This window comes from Pseudarthrobacter sp. PvP090 (assembly GCF_040547365.1).
Lineage (GTDB): Bacteria > Actinomycetota > Actinomycetes > Actinomycetales > Micrococcaceae > Arthrobacter.
Genome location: NZ_JBEPPO010000002.1, coordinates 287,137 through 301,069 on the forward strand (window position 1 = coordinate 287,137; position 13,933 = coordinate 301,069).

Sequence of the window (13,933 nt, forward strand, 5' to 3'; positions counted from 1 at the left end):
TCAGGGCGTGCGGCGCCGTTCCGCACCGCGCCGGCGCTGTTCGGCGAGGGCCGCCAGCAGCGGCGGGACCTGCACGCCCTGGGCCGCCATCTGCTTGCGCACCTTCCGCCGGATCACAACGATGGCTCCGGCACCTCCGGCCAGCAGCAGGAACTGCACGCTCAGGGCAATCCGGAACGGATCGAGCCCGTACAGCTCGCCCTGCGAGAAGCCGGTGGCGTGCAGCACGTCAAGGACCAGGCCGATGAGGTAGATGGCGATCAGTGAGGCGATGAAGCCGCCCACGTTCACAATCCCGGTCGCGGTGCCGATCCGGTGGGCGGGGTTGAACGTGCGGGCAAAGTCGAAGCCGATCATGGAACCGGGGCCGCCGACCGCGAGCACCACCACCAGCCCTGCCAGCAGCCACAGCGGGGAGCGTCCGGGGATGAGCAGCACTGCCGCCCACGCCGCGGCGGTGGCGGCGGAAATCAGCAGCACCATGGTGGACCGCCGCAGCGGGTGCCGGGCGACGAAGCTGCCCATCAGCGGCCCGGCGGCGATGGCAGCGGCCACGTACAGCGTCATCAGCGCCGAAACGGCCGGCGTTTCCAGGCCCTGGGCGGAGATCAGGAAGGGGTAGCCCCAGGTCATCGCGAAGACCGTGCCACTGAACTGGACCGTGAAGTGGCTCCAGAGCCCCAGCCGGGTGCCGGGCTGCCGCCAGGCGTGGGAGATGGAGATCCCGGTGGCGCGCAGCCCCTGGGACTGTTCCGGCGCCAGGTGCCCGGGCGGCCGGTCCTGGAGCAGGACCAGCACGAGCACGACGGCGAGGACGGACATGGCCGTGAGCGTCAGGAACGCGGGGGTCCAGCCGGCGAGCTGCAGGATCATCGCGAAGGGCACCACGCTGAAGAGCTGGCCGAGCTGGCCGGACATGCCGGTCAGCTGGGTCAGCAGCGGGACGCGGGCGGGCGCGAACCAGATCGGGATCAGCCGGATCACGGCGATGAATGTCATCGCGTCGCCGGCGCCCACCAGGACCCGGCCCAGCACGCCACCGGGGATGTTCTCGGCGAAGGCCAGCTGGAGCTGTCCCAGGCCCATCAGGACGGCGCCGCCGGCGATCATGGCACGGGAGCCGAAGCGGTCCACGAGGATGCCGACCGGAATCTGCAGGGCCGCATAGACGAGGAGCTGCAGCACGGTGAAGAAGGAGATTTCGGCCGCGCTGGCATGGAAGCGTTCGGTGGCCTCCAGCCCCACCACACCGAACGAGGTGCGCTGGCTGACCGCCACGAGGTACGCGAAGACCCCGACGATCCAGATCAGCCAGGCGCGGGGTGAAGTCACTCCCCCATTATGCCCAGCGGATAGAGAAAATAGTATTTATTCGCGGGGTTCTTTACGGGCCAGGTAGGCCTCAACGGCGGCCCCGAGGTCATCGGCGTTGGGCAGCTGGTCGTTCTCGTCGGCGAGCAGGGACCGTCGCACGGTGCCCTCGGCATTCTCGTCGTACCGGGTTTCGAGCCGGGAGACCACCTGCTGCACCTCCTCCGAAGCGTCGATCTGCTCGGCGATCTGGCGCCCGACGTCCCGGCCCGCTTCGCGGAGCCGGTCGGTGGGCAGCATCAGCGAGGTGGCCGCCCCGAGGTATTCGAGTCCGGCGACGGCGGCCGTCGGGTACTCGGCTTCGGCAAGGTAGTGCGGGACGTGCATGACGTAGCCGGCGACGTTGCGGCCGGCCTCGGTGAGCCGCAGTTCCAGGATGTGGCCGACGGCGGCGGGAACCTCGACGGTGGGCTTCCACACCGAGATGCCCTCGATGAGGTCCGGGCGGTTGCCGTGCACGGTCACTCCGACGGGCCGGGTGTGCGGGACGGGCATGGGGATGGAATGGATCCAGGTGACGAGGTTGATGTCCAGTTCCTCGACGATGCCCACGACGGCGCGCGCGAACCGCTCCCATTGCAGGTCCGGTTCGAAGCCGGCCAGGAGCAGGAACGGGCTGCCGAGCCCGTCGACCAGGCGGTAGAGCGCCAGGCGCGGCGCCTGGTAGTCCTGCAGGTGGTCCTCGACGAAGCTGATCTGGGGGCGCCGGGACCGGTAGTCGATCAGCTGGTCGGCATCGAATTCGGCCACCATTTCGGAGTCCAGGGTGTCCAGCAGTTCGGCGGTGATCTGCCGGACGACGTGTCCTGCGTCGGCGAACCCGGTGAAGCCCATGACGAGGTTCAGCCCGCGCAGCTCGGGGCTGTGGAACAGCGCGTCATCACGCAGGTAAAGCGATTCGGGGTCCAGCAGGGAGCCGGAAATCCGTTCAAGCACGGCATGTTCCTTTCGTCGTAGTCAGTGGGGCAGCCGGACGGGCCCTGCGGGGCGGCGGCGCTGATATGGAGTACAACACGGTGGAGGACCGGCTCATTCCTGATGCGGGTGTGCTCCAGCTCTCATTCAATTGAACACCCGTGCCGGGGAGAGACTACGATCGGAGCTGGCCTTATGACGGCTTGAAGACACGTGGGTTACGTCTCAACCGGCAGCGGCCCAGGTTCCAAGGCAGGGCGCCGAACATGCAGTTCCTGCCGTAAAAACTCAGAGAATTGAGGACTGTCCTCGTGGTCAAGAATACTGAAGTCAAACTTAGTGCGGTCGCGGGGGACCTTAAGAAGTCCCCCAGCGACGCCCTTGTCATCGGCGTCGGGCAGGGCACGGACGGCCCTGTCCTGCTCTCCACCCCCCTGACGGCCAAGGCCGCCGAAGCCCTGGCGGAATCACTGAGTGTTCTTGGCATTACCGGCGCCGCCGACCAGGCCCACCGCCTCCCGGGCCTGAGCGAAGCCGGCGCCAAGGTCCTCGTGCTCGCCGGCGTCGGGAAGATTTCCGCCGCGCAGCCGCTCACCGAAGAGGCGCTCCGCCGCGCCGCCGGCTCGGCCGTCCGCCAGCTGGCCGGCGTCGGCACCGTCACCCTGGCCCTCCCGACGGCGTCGCTCGGCGATGTTGCCGCCGTCGCCGAGGGCGCCGCGATGGGCGCCTACTCCTTCACCGAGTACCGCTCCTCCAAGGTGGACCTGAAGGATCCGGTAAAGAACGTCGTGATTGTTACCGACTTTGCCGCCGACAAGGCCCTGAAGCCGGTACTGGACCGTGCCGCCCTGATCGGCAAGGCCGTCAACGCGACCCGCTCCCTGGTCAACCAGCCGCCGAGCCACCTCTACCCCGAATCCTTCGCGGACGCCGCCAGGGAACTGTCCAAGGGACTGCCCGTCAAGGTCACCGTATGGGACGAGAAGCGCCTGGAAAGGGAAGGCTTCGGCGGCATCCTCGGCGTCGGCAAGGGTTCCACCCGGCAGCCGCGCCTGGTCAAGGTCGAATACTCCCCCGCCCGTGCCACCGCCAAAATCGCCCTCGTGGGCAAGGGCATCACCTTCGACACCGGCGGCATCTCGATCAAGCCCGCCCTCGGCATGGGCGACATGAAGTCCGACATGGCCGGCGCCGCCGTCGTCCTTAACAGCGTGCTGGCCATCGCCGGCCTCGGCCTGCCCGTCAAGGCGACCGCCTGGCTCTGCATCGCCGAGAACATGCCCTCCGGCGCCGCGCAGCGCCCGGCCGACGTGCTCACCATGTTCGGCGGCAAGACCGTCGAGGTCCTCAACACCGACGCCGAGGGCCGGCTGGTCATGGCCGACGGCATCGTGGCCGCCAGCCAGGAGTTCCCGGACGCCATCATCGACGTCGCCACCCTCACCGGCGCCCAGCTGGTCGCCCTCGGCGACCGGACCGCCGGCCTGATGGGCGCCGACTCCGTCACCGGCCCGCTTAAGGCAGCCGCCGACCGCGCCGGCGAGCTGGTCTGGCCGATGCCGCTGCCCGAAGAGCTGCGCCCCAGCCTCGACTCCCAGGTCGCGGACATCGCCAACATCGGCGAACGCCACGGCGGCATGATGACGGCGGCCGTCTTCCTGCGCGAGTTCGTGGGCAAGGGCAAGGACGGCGAGCCGATCCCCTGGGCCCACATCGACATCGCCGGCCCGTCGTTCAACAACGGCAGCCCCTACGGCTACAACCACAAGCAGGGTACGGGCTGCACCGTGCGCACACTGGTGGCCTATGCCGAGGACATCCTGGCCAAAACCGCCTAGGCGCAATCCGGCCAGCCGTCCGCGCCGCCTGGTGGCCGGGGCAGCCTGCCCCGGCCACCAGGCCGCGTGACACTGGACACAAGCGCTCCACAAACGCCACGGCAAGGTGGAGCATGTATTAGTGGTTCGCTAAGGTGAACACCGGTAGTCACAAATGAAAGGGAACTGTCCTGCTGGCATAATCACGGCAGGGAAGTTCCAAGACCAGATGATGCGTACTCTCGTGTCATCGTTCACGCGAGGGAGCGTTTTAGTGGCCGATCAGGCAACTGCGCAAGAATTCGACATCCTGGTACTCGGCGGCGGCAGCGGCGGCTACGCAACTGCCCTGCGTGCCGTTCAGCTCGGCCTCACCGTCGGCCTGATCGAAAAGGGCAAGCTGGGCGGCACCTGCCTGCACAACGGCTGTATCCCCACCAAGGCCCTGCTGCACTCCGCGGAACTGGCCGACCACGCCCGTGACTCGGCCAAGTACGGCGTCAACGTCACCCTGGACAGCATCGACATCACCGCTGTCAACGCCTACAAGGACGGCATCATTGCCGGCAAGTTCAAGGGCCTGCAGGGCCTCATCAAGGGCAAAAAGGGCATCACCGTCATCGAGGGCGAAGGCAAGCTGCAGGGCACCGACACCGTCGTCGTGAACGGCACCGCGTACAAGGGCAAGAACATTGTCCTCGCGACCGGCTCCTACTCCCGCTCGCTGCCTGGCCTGGAAATCGGCGGCAAGGTCATCACCTCCGACGAGGCCCTCACCATGGACTTCATCCCCAAGAGCGCGATCATCCTGGGCGGCGGCGTGATCGGCGTCGAGTTCGCCTCGGTCTGGAAGTCCTTCGGCGTCGACGTCACCATCATCGAGGGCCTGCCCTCGCTGGTCCCGAACGAGGACGCGACGATCGTCAAGGCCTTCGAGCGCGCCTTCAAGAAGCGCGGCATCAAGTTCTCCACCGGCACCTTCTTCCAGGGCGTGGAACAGAACGCCGACGGCGTCAAGGTCACCCTCGTGGACGGCAAGACGTTCGAAGCCGACCTCATGCTCGTCGCCGTCGGCCGCGGCCCGGTCACGGCGAACCTCGGCTACGAAGAGGCCGGGCTGACCATCGACCGCGGCTTCGTCATCACCAACGAGCGCCTGCACACCGGCGTCGGCAACGTCTACGCCGTAGGCGACATCGTCCCCGGCGTCCAGCTGGCACACCGCGGCTACCAGCAGGGCATCTTCGTCGCCGAGGAAATCGCTGGCCTGAAGCCCGTCGTCGTCGAAGACGTCAACATCCCCAAGGTCACCTACTCCGAGCCCGAAATCGCCACGGTGGGCTACACGGAAAAGGCCGCCAAGGCCAAGTTCGGTGACGACCAGATCCAGACCCAGGAATACAACCTCGCCGGCAACGGCAAGAGCTCCATCCTGGGCACCAGCGGCCTGGTCAAGCTGGTCCGCCAGAAGGACGGCCCCGTCGTCGGCGTCCACATGATCGGCGCCCGCATGGGCGAGCAGATCGGCGAGGCCCAGCTGATCGTGAACTGGGAAGCCTACCCGGAGGACGTGGCCCAGCTGGTCCACGCACACCCGACCCAGAACGAGTCCCTGGGCGAGGCCCACCTGGCTCTGGCCGGCAAGCCCCTGCACGGCTAACAGTTCCGCCGCACCACCGCAAGACTCCGCGCTTAGTGCACCCGGCCCGAAATGCCGGGTGCACTAAGCTCGACCCAGGCAGCAATCATCCGCACTAAAGATCAATAAGGAGAACGGGGACGACATGTCTGAATCCGTTAACTTGCCCGCCCTCGGTGAGAGTGTCACCGAAGGAACCGTCACCCGCTGGCTCAAGCAGGTAGGTGACCGGGTAGAGGTGGACGAGCCGCTGCTCGAGGTTTCCACCGACAAAGTAGACACCGAGATCCCTTCTCCGATCGCCGGCGTGATCGAGGAAATCCTCGTCGCCGAAGACGAGACCGCTGAAGTTGGCGCGCCGCTGGTGCGCATCGGCGACGGCTCCGGTTCCGCGGGCGCGGGCGAAGCCCCTGCCGCCGAGGCACCGGCCGAGGAAGCACCGGCCCCCGAAGCTGAAGCACCCGCCGCCGAAGCGCCGGCCCCCGAAGCTGAAGCTCCCGCGGCCGAGGCCGCCGCTCCCGCCGGCGAAGGCCACGAGGTGACGCTCCCCGCCCTGGGCGAGAGCGTCACCGAAGGCACCGTCACCCGCTGGCTCAAGAGCATTGGCGACACGGTCGAGGTCGACGAGCCGCTGCTCGAGGTGTCCACCGACAAGGTCGACACCGAGATCCCGTCACCGGTCGCCGGCACCCTGCAGGAAATCCGCGTCGCCGAGGACGAAACGGCCGAGGTCGGCTCTGTCCTCGCCGTGATCGGTTCCGGCGCGGCAGCCCCCGCTGCGGCTCCCGCCAAGGAAGCCCCGAAGGAAGCCCCGAAGGAAGCAGCTGCGGCTCCGAAGCCGGAGGCCGCCCCGGCTGCGGCTCCGAAGCAGGAGGCCCCCAAGCAGGAGGCTCCCGCACCGGCTAAGGAAGCCGCTCCGGCTGCTCCCGCTGCTGCCCCGGCCGCCGCGTCCGCTGAGTCCGGCTACGTCACCCCGCTCGTCCGCAAGCTGGCCAACCAGCAGGGCGTGGACATCGCCTCGCTGGCCGGCACCGGCGTCGGCGGCCGCATCCGCAAGCAGGACGTGCTGGCGGCGGCAGAAGCCAAGGCCGCCCCGGCACCCGCCGCTGCTGCCCCGGCGCCGTCCGCTGCTCCGGCGGCGCGTCCCACCGCTGACCAGTCCTCCCTGCGCGGCACCGTGCAGAAGGCCCCGCGGATCCGCCAGGTCATCGCCCGCCGCATGCGCGAGTCGCTGGACATCTCCACCCAGCTGACGCAGGTGCACGAGGTCGACATGACCAAGGTTGCCAAGCTGCGTGCCAAGGCCAAGAACTCCTTCCAGGCGCAGAACGGCTCCAAGCTGACCTTCCTGCCCTTCATCGCCAAGGCTGTGGCCGAGGCCCTGAAGCAGCACCCGAAGGTCAATGCCTCCTACGACGAGGACAAGCAGGAGATCACCTACCACAACGCCGAGCACCTGGCGATTGCGGTGGACACGGACAAGGGCCTGCTGGTTCCGGTCATTGCCGACGCCGGCAACCTGAACCTCGCCGGCCTGGCCGGCAAGATCGCCGACGTCGCGGACCGCACCCGCAACGGCAAGATCGGCCCGGACGAGCTCTCCGGCGGAACCTTCAGCATCACCAACATCGGTTCCGTGGGCGCCCTGTTCGACACCCCGATCATCAACCAGCCGCAGGTTGCCATCCTCGGCACCGGGGCGATCGTCAAGCGCGCGGTCGTCGTCGCTGACGAGAACGGCGATGACTCGCTGGCCATCCGCTCGATGATGTACCTCTCCCTGACGTACGACCACCGGCTGGTAGACGGCGCCGACGCAGGACGCTTCCTGCAGACGCTGAAGGCACGCCTTGAGGAAGGCGCCTTCGAATCCGACCTGGGGCTCTAGCCTTCCAGGGCATAACACCGACGGCGACGGCGGTGCGGACACCGGTGGGAAACCACCGGAAGCCGCGCCGCCGTCGCCGTTTTTGCTGGCCGGCAGGGCTCGTCGCCGGACCGGGCGGGTCTTACTACGGAGCGTAGAATCTTCTGGCTAGACTGAGGCCATGAATATCGTCTATAACGTCATGGTCTTCCTGCACATCGTCGGCGCCGCCATGATCGTGGGCATCTGGATCGGCCAGATGAAACAGCCCACTGTGCACCCGCGCCAGTTCGACGGCGCGATGCTGCAGCTCCTCACCGGTATCGCCCTGATGGGGCTCATCCCGGCCCTGGACATGGATGCCAACTACGCCAAGCTCGGCATCAAGCTGGCCGTCGCCCTGGCCGTGGGCGTCCTGGCCTTCATCGGCCGCCGCCGGTACAAGAAGGGCGAGGAGGTCGGCAACGGCCTCGCCCACGCTGTCGGCGGACTGGCCCTGCTCAACGTGGCCATCGCCACCCTCTGGCAGTAGCCCCCCGCAGCTCAGCGACGGCGATGCACCCCGAGCGGGTGCATCGCCGTCGTCGTTTAAGGGATCAGCGCAGCGTCAAAGGCTCACTCTCCGGCGATGCAGAATTCGTTGCCCTCGGGATCCTGCATCACGTCCCAGTGGAAAGCGCCGATATCGTGGCCCTCCACGAAGACAGCACCGAGCGACTCGGCGAGAGCCCGCAGGGCCCCGGGATCGGGGCCGTGGATGTCCAGGTGCAGGCGGCGCCTGCCCTCCGTGGGCCGGTCCACCTGCTGGAATGCCAGCTGCGGCGCTCCCGGGCCGGCGGGCCGGAGCCAGACGAACTGCTCGAAGCGCGAGGACACCGCCGTGCCCAGAAGTCCCGCCCAGAACCCGGCCAGTCGCTCGGCGTCGAGGGCGTTGACCATGATCGTGGCGATGCGCGCCGGGGTTGCGGCGCCGGGTTCAGTGATGTCCATGCCGACACTTTACGGATGGCACTGTACCGACGGCACTGAATGCGGGTCACAATCCACTGACAGCGGAACCCCCGTGCACAGTCTGCGTCGAATCCCTAGGATGGGACACGGCATGGTCCGGCTCATCGCCGGATCGCGGATTCACAAATGACGAGGAGTGGACATGGCAGCTACACGCACCGCACACACTGTATGGAATGGCGACCTGATGACGGGCGCAGGCAACACCACGCTGGACAGCTCCGGCCTGGGCAACTTCGATGTCACCTGGAAGGCGCGCGCCGAGGCCTCCGAGGGCAAGACCAGCCCCGAAGAGCTCATCGCCGCAGCGCACTCGGCCTGCTTCTCCATGGCTTTCAGCCTCGCCGTCGCACAGGCCGGCCACGCCCCCGAAGAGGTCCACACCAAGGCCGACGTCACCTTCGTGCCCGGTACCGGCATCACGGACAGCCACCTGACTGTCAGCGCGCGGATCCCCGGGATCACGGAGGACGAGTTCCAGCGGATTGCCGAGGAAGCCAAGGTGGGTTGCCCCGTCTCGGCCGCCCTGACCGGCATCAAGATCACCCTGGACGCCACCCTGGCCTCCTAGCAGCTGACGCGTTAACGGCGAAGGCCCCCGTTCCCTGACCAAGGGAACGGGGGCCTTCGCCGTGGGCGGACAAGCCGGCCGTGCCGGCGCCGCCCCGCCTAGCTGCCGGGCTGGCGGGCCGGCAACGGGGCGGGCCGGACCTGGCGGTAGCCCTCGCGCAGGGGCGGCCGGTCGGTGGGCAGCTCCTGGATCATTTCCTTGAGGGCGCCGATGCCGTATTCCAGCTGCGGGTCGGTGCCGGCGGCGTACGCGTGCGGCGGGAAGGTCACTTCGATGTCCGGGGCGACGCCGAAGTTCTCGACCCCCCAGCCCACGCCGCCGGAGAACCAGGTGGCGTAGCGCGGCTGGGTCACGCCAGTCCCGTCGGCGAGGGCGAAGCGGTTGTCGATGCCGACGACGCCGCCCCAGGTCCGGGTGCCGATGACCGGCCCGATCCCCCGCAGCTTGGAGACCTGGGTGATGATGTCGCCGTCGGATCCGGCGAATTCGTCGGTCAGGATGATGACGGGCCCGCGCGGTGCGTGGTGCGGGTACGTCCGCGGCCGCTCCCCGCGGGGCATGCTCCAGCCGGTGACCTTGCGGCCGATGAGCTCCGCGACGAGCTGGGAGGTGTGCCCTCCCCGGTTGCGGCGGACGTCGACGATCAGCCCGTCAAGGGCCGTTTCGGTGTCGAGGTCGCGGTGCAGCTGGGCCCAGCCGTTGGCCATCATGTCGGGGATGTGCAGGTAGCCGAAGGTGCCCTCTGAGGCCTGCCGGACGGTCCGGCGGTTCGCGGCCACCCATTCCTGGTACCGCAGCCGCTCCTCGTCCCGGACCGGGACCACGGCCACCCGGCGCTGCTGTCCGGCCTGGCTTCCGTGCCCGGCGCCGTTGCGCAGCGTGAGCTCGACGGCGCGTCCTGCGGCGCCGACCAGCTGCATGGCGGGCGTGCGCGCTTCGGTCAGCTCGACGCCGTCGATCGCCAGCAGCACGTCGCCGGCCTTTGCGTCCGCGCCCGGGCGGGTCAGCGGCGAAGTGGCCAGCGGGTCGGAGGACTCCCCCGCGAGGATCCGTGTAATTTCCCAGCCCCCGCCGGTGAAGGCGAGGTCGGCGCCGAGGCGGCCCTGGCCGTTGCTGCCGTTCTCGGTGACGGCGGCGGGACGGACGTAAGCGTGGGAGGTGCCCAGTTCACCGTGGAGCTCCCACAGCAGGTCCACAAGGTCGTCGTGCGAGCCGAGCCGGTCCACGAGGGGACGGTAGCGGGCGTGCACCGAGTCCCAGTCCTGCCCGGCCATGTCTTCCGTCCAGAAGAAGTCACGCTGGAGCCGCCAGGCCTCGTCGAAGGCCTGGCCCCAGACGCTGAGCGGGTCGAGCTGCACGCGGATGCGGCTGAGGTCGACCTTGACCAGTTGCCCGGATTCCTCGTCCGCCTTGGCGTTGACGGGCGAGACGCGGATCTGCTTGTCCTGCAGGACCACGACCTTCTCGCCGTCGCCGGAGAGCCGGTAGCTGTCCAGGGCGTCCACGATGGTGGTGGTTTTGCGCCGGGCCAGGTCGAAACGGACGAGGCACGGCGCAGCGTTCTTGTCCTCGAGGCTGGCGCGGCCCTCGCCGGTGACACCGGACAGTTCGCTGTCGAGCCAGAGCAGGGCCCCGGCGGTGGCGGTCAGGGCCGAGTAGTTGCCCTGCGGCACCGGCACGCTGATGACGCGGTGGGCCAGGCCTTCGGCGTCGACCCGGACCGCGGGAACCTGGTCCTGGTCGGCTCCCTCGACGGCGGCGGCCGTGCCGGCGTCGGCGGTGTCCTCCAGGTCAACGCTGGGACCGAAGGGCGAGGGGGTGTCCGCGGCGAGGGCGACCAGGTAGGGCTTGATCGGACTCGGGAAGGACAGGTCGAAGGAGTGACCGTCGTAGACCGGGTCGAAGCTGCGGTTGGAGAGGAACGCCAGGTACTTGCCGTCGGGGGTGAAGGACGGCGACTCGTCGCGGAAGCGCCCGTCGGTGACCTCGATGATGGTCCGCTTCCCGTCCGCCGCGGCGCCGGCGTCGTCCACGCCGGTGATGCGCAGCCGGCTGCGGGAGCCGAAGGACGTGACCGGCTCGGACCAGCCCAGCCAGGCCGAGTCCGGGGACCAGCTGAAGCCCTCGATGCTGCCCTCGCCGATGCTGCTCACAAGGGACAGGGTGCCGGTGCGGGTGTCGGCGAGGTAGATGTCGCCGAACGCGGTGCCGACGGCCAGCCAGTTGCCGTCCGGGCTGGCCTCGATGGCGCTGGCCCTGGTCGGCTTGGGGAAGTCGATCCTGGTCAGGCGGCCGGACGGTCCCTGCTCCGCCGGGGCGTTGCCTTCCGCAGGTCCAACTGTGTCGGCGGCGTCGTCCGGGGAGGCCGGGTGGGCCGCGTTCGCGGCGGCTTGGCTGGAGGCGGCGGGGTTCCGGCCCGGCGCGTCCGGGCGTGCCGCCGGGACCGCGGCTACGGCGCCCGGCCGGGTGAGGGCTGCGGCGGGGACCGGGCTGGGCAGGGGCGTGCCGGCGTCGGAATCCTCCCCCGCGTGGGCGGGCCCCTGCGGCGCCGGTGCGGCCGGCTGCCTGCCGGATTCGTGCCCAGCTGCGGGGTTGACCGGGCCGGTGTTCCCGGCCCCCAGGGGTCCGGTCTCCAGGGGCGCGGCGATCGGCTTCAGGTACAGGGCCTCGACGCCGTCATGGTCGGCAACGTAGGCGATCCGGCCCGCGCCGAACGGGCGGGGCAGGCGGGCCCGGACGCCGGGGGTGGCTTCCAGGACGCGCGAGGGGCCGTCCTTATGCCGCAGCCAGTGCAGGGTGCCGTGGGCCTCCACAGCGCTGGAGCCGCCGGTACGGTCCGGAACCACATCGCCGAGGTGCCGTGAGGGCTTCAGCGGCGCGCCGCGGCGGGTCTGGGAAGCGGACCCCAGCGAGATCTCCAGTTTGACGGCCTCCGACCCGAGGTCCGGCAGCATCCACAGCTCACCGGCGGACTCGAAGATCACGCGCCGGCCGTCGGTGGCGGCGTGCCGCACGTAGAAATCCTCGTGGTCCGTGTGGCGGCGCAGCCCGGAGCCGTTGGGCAGCACGGAGTAGAGGTTGCCGTAGCCCTCATGGTCGGAAAGGAAGGCGATGCGGCTGTCAACCCACATCGGGTCGGTCAGGTTGCCGTCCAGTTCGGCGGCGAGGCGTTCGAATTCGCCGTTTCCGTCGGCGTCGATCCAGAGCTTGCCCGCGGCGCCTCCCCTGTAGCGCTTCCACCACGCGGGTTCACGGGAGAGCACGCTGGCGAGAACGACGGGGCGTTCGTCGCCGACCACCGGTCCGAAGGCAACGGACTCCACCGGGCCCAAGGGGAGTTCGGTGGCCCAGCCGCCGCTGACGGGCAGGCTGTAGGCGTGGGTGAGGCGGCTGTCGGCCTGGCGGAAGGCGCTGGTGACCAGGACGTCGCCGCCCGGGGTGAAGCCCTTGACTTTGGTGGTGGCGTGGCCGAAGTAGCTCAACTGCCGGTAGCCACCGCCGTCGACGTCCGCGGTGACTACTTCCGGGGCCGTACCTTGAACGACCGTCCACACCAGGCGTTTGCCGTCCGGCGTGAAGCGGGGGTTGCGGGCGGGCAGCTGCAGCGAGGACACGCGCCAGGCGCGGCCCCCGCCGACGGGCGCAATCCACACGTCGTCCTCGGCCACAAAAGTGACCAGATCGCCGTGCAGATGCGGGAAACGGAGGTAACTCGAAGAGGTCATCGTTAGATCATAGTCAAGGCGGGCCTTCCCGCCCGGAAGGTATCCCTGCTGTGCCGGGCATGGTGAGATGGATCATGCGAATCATTGTTGCCGGAGCCTCCGGGCTGATCGGAACCGCCCTTTCCAGCACCCTGCGCAGCGCCGGGCACGACGTCGGCACGCTCGTCAGGCGGCCGCCCGCCGCGCCGTCCGAGTTCCAGTGGAACCCCGCGGAGGGCAGCATCGACGACACCGCGCTGAAGGGGGCCGACGCTGTCATCAACCTCTCCGGCGCCGGCATCGGGGACCGGCCCTGGACCCGCTCCCGCATCAACGAACTCCGCAACTCGCGTCTCGGGCCGACGCGGACCCTGGCGGCGGCCATGGGGCGCCAGGACACTCCACCGTCGGTCTTCCTGAGCCAGTCGGGCGCCAACTACTACGGCAACGCCGGGCTGGCGCTGCTCCGGGAGAACGCCCCCGCGGGCAACAGCGTATTGGCCCGGATCTGCGCCGACTGGGAAGCGGCGGCGCATGAGGCTCCTGCCGGCGTCCGGGTGGTCACTCCGCGCACGGGCGTCGTGCTGAGCCGTTCCGGTGGCGCCCTGGGACGGCTCATGCCGCTGCTGCGCCTGGGCGTGGGTGGCCCGCTGGGCAACGGCCGGCAGTACTGGCCATGGGTCACGCTCCCCGATGTCGCCGGCGCTTTTAGTTTTCTGCTCAACAGCCGGCTCTCCGGGCCGGTGAATCTTTGCGCCCCCGAGAGCGCGGACGTGAACTCGCTGATCGCCGCTCTGGCCAACGCCCTGCACCGGCCGGCTGTGTTCCGTGTCCCCGCCCCGGTGCTGCGCTTGGTGATGGGCAAGCTCGCCGATGAGCTGCTGCTCTCCAGCCAGCGGATGGAACCGTCCGTCCTGAGCGAGGCGGGCTTCGAATGGCAGCACCCGTCGCTTGCCGAGGCTGCCGCCTGGGCGGTGGAACGCGGCCCGAAGTCCTGAGTGCCCGGCGGCCGGTCGCCGCGAGCGGTTCCGGCGGGGA

General features: G+C 69.2%; 10 protein-coding genes. 6 read left to right on the forward strand and 4 right to left on the reverse strand.

The window, feature by feature from the left end:
- Together ABIC21_RS03230 and ABIC21_RS03235 are read right to left on the reverse strand one after the other, a co-directional pair.
- On the reverse strand, positions 1-1,332 hold the full coding sequence (locus ABIC21_RS03230) for an MFS transporter (RefSeq protein ID WP_354348971.1): 1,332 nt from the start codon (positions 1,330-1,332) through the stop codon (positions 1-3).
- Between the two features lie 36 nt (positions 1,333-1,368).
- Positions 1,369-2,307, reverse strand: coding sequence for a proteasome assembly chaperone family protein (locus ABIC21_RS03235; RefSeq protein WP_354348972.1), 939 nt, complete (start codon positions 2,305-2,307; stop codon positions 1,369-1,371).
- Positions 2,308-2,597: 290 nt separating this feature from the next.
- Between ABIC21_RS03235 and ABIC21_RS03240 the strand changes: the two genes are divergently transcribed.
- The 4 genes from ABIC21_RS03240 to ABIC21_RS03255 all read left to right on the forward strand — a co-directional run bounded on the left by ABIC21_RS03240 (position 2,598) and on the right by ABIC21_RS03255 (position 8,141).
- A complete protein-coding gene (locus tag ABIC21_RS03240; RefSeq protein WP_354348973.1) occupies positions 2,598-4,124 on the forward strand; it encodes a leucyl aminopeptidase in 1,527 nt (508 codons plus the stop codon).
- A 253-nt stretch (positions 4,125-4,377) separates the two neighbouring features.
- Positions 4,378-5,763, forward strand: coding sequence for a dihydrolipoyl dehydrogenase (lpdA, locus tag ABIC21_RS03245; protein WP_226759879.1), 1,386 nt, complete (start codon positions 4,378-4,380; stop codon positions 5,761-5,763).
- Between the two features lie 124 nt (positions 5,764-5,887).
- Positions 5,888-7,630, forward strand: coding sequence for a 2-oxoglutarate dehydrogenase, E2 component, dihydrolipoamide succinyltransferase (gene sucB, locus ABIC21_RS03250; RefSeq protein ID WP_354348974.1), 1,743 nt, complete (start codon positions 5,888-5,890; stop codon positions 7,628-7,630).
- 160 nt (positions 7,631-7,790) lie between these two features.
- Positions 7,791-8,141 carry a hypothetical protein gene (locus ABIC21_RS03255; protein WP_354348975.1) on the forward strand — a complete coding sequence of 117 codons (351 nt, stop codon included), beginning with the start codon at positions 7,791-7,793 and terminating at the stop codon, positions 8,139-8,141.
- An 83-nt stretch (positions 8,142-8,224) separates the two neighbouring features.
- Here ABIC21_RS03255 and ABIC21_RS03260 read toward each other — a convergent pair whose 3' ends face one another.
- Positions 8,225-8,599: a VOC family protein gene (locus ABIC21_RS03260; RefSeq protein ID WP_354348976.1), complete on the reverse strand. Its 375-nt coding sequence runs from the start codon at positions 8,597-8,599 to the stop codon at positions 8,225-8,227.
- A gap of 163 nt (positions 8,600-8,762) precedes the next feature.
- Here ABIC21_RS03260 and ABIC21_RS03265 point away from each other — a divergent pair, with 163 nt between their 5' ends.
- Entirely contained in the window at positions 8,763-9,191 is a 429-nt protein-coding gene (locus tag ABIC21_RS03265; protein ID WP_354348977.1) for an OsmC family protein, read from the forward strand.
- 98 nt (positions 9,192-9,289) lie between these two features.
- On the opposite strand, the gene ABIC21_RS03270 is transcribed toward ABIC21_RS03265, so the two are convergent.
- Complete coding sequence (locus ABIC21_RS03270; RefSeq protein WP_354348978.1) at positions 9,290-12,916, reverse strand: S41 family peptidase; 3,627 nt, start codon at positions 12,914-12,916, stop codon at positions 9,290-9,292.
- Between the two features lie 74 nt (positions 12,917-12,990).
- Here ABIC21_RS03270 and ABIC21_RS03275 point away from each other — a divergent pair, with 74 nt between their 5' ends.
- The gene (locus ABIC21_RS03275; RefSeq protein ID WP_354348979.1) at positions 12,991-13,893 is read left to right on the forward strand and encodes a TIGR01777 family oxidoreductase; all 903 of its coding nucleotides are present in this window, start codon (positions 12,991-12,993) and stop codon (positions 13,891-13,893) included.
- The last annotated feature ends 40 nt before the right edge of the window (positions 13,894-13,933 follow it).

Coding starts and splice junctions, on each gene's coding strand:
- ABIC21_RS03260 (WP_354348976.1), bottom strand. CDS start 8,599: ATGGACATCACTGAACCCGGCGCCGCAACCCCGGCGCGCATCGCCACG.
- ABIC21_RS03265 (WP_354348977.1), top strand. CDS start 8,763: ATGGCAGCTACACGCACCGCACACACTGTATGGAATGGCGACCTGATG.
- ABIC21_RS03270 (WP_354348978.1), bottom strand. CDS start 12,916: ATGACCTCTTCGAGTTACCTCCGTTTCCCGCATCTGCACGGCGATCTG.
- ABIC21_RS03255 (WP_354348975.1), top strand. CDS start 7,791: ATGAATATCGTCTATAACGTCATGGTCTTCCTGCACATCGTCGGCGCC.
- ABIC21_RS03275 (WP_354348979.1), top strand. CDS start 12,991: ATGCGAATCATTGTTGCCGGAGCCTCCGGGCTGATCGGAACCGCCCTT.
- sucB (WP_354348974.1), top strand. CDS start 5,888: ATGTCTGAATCCGTTAACTTGCCCGCCCTCGGTGAGAGTGTCACCGAA.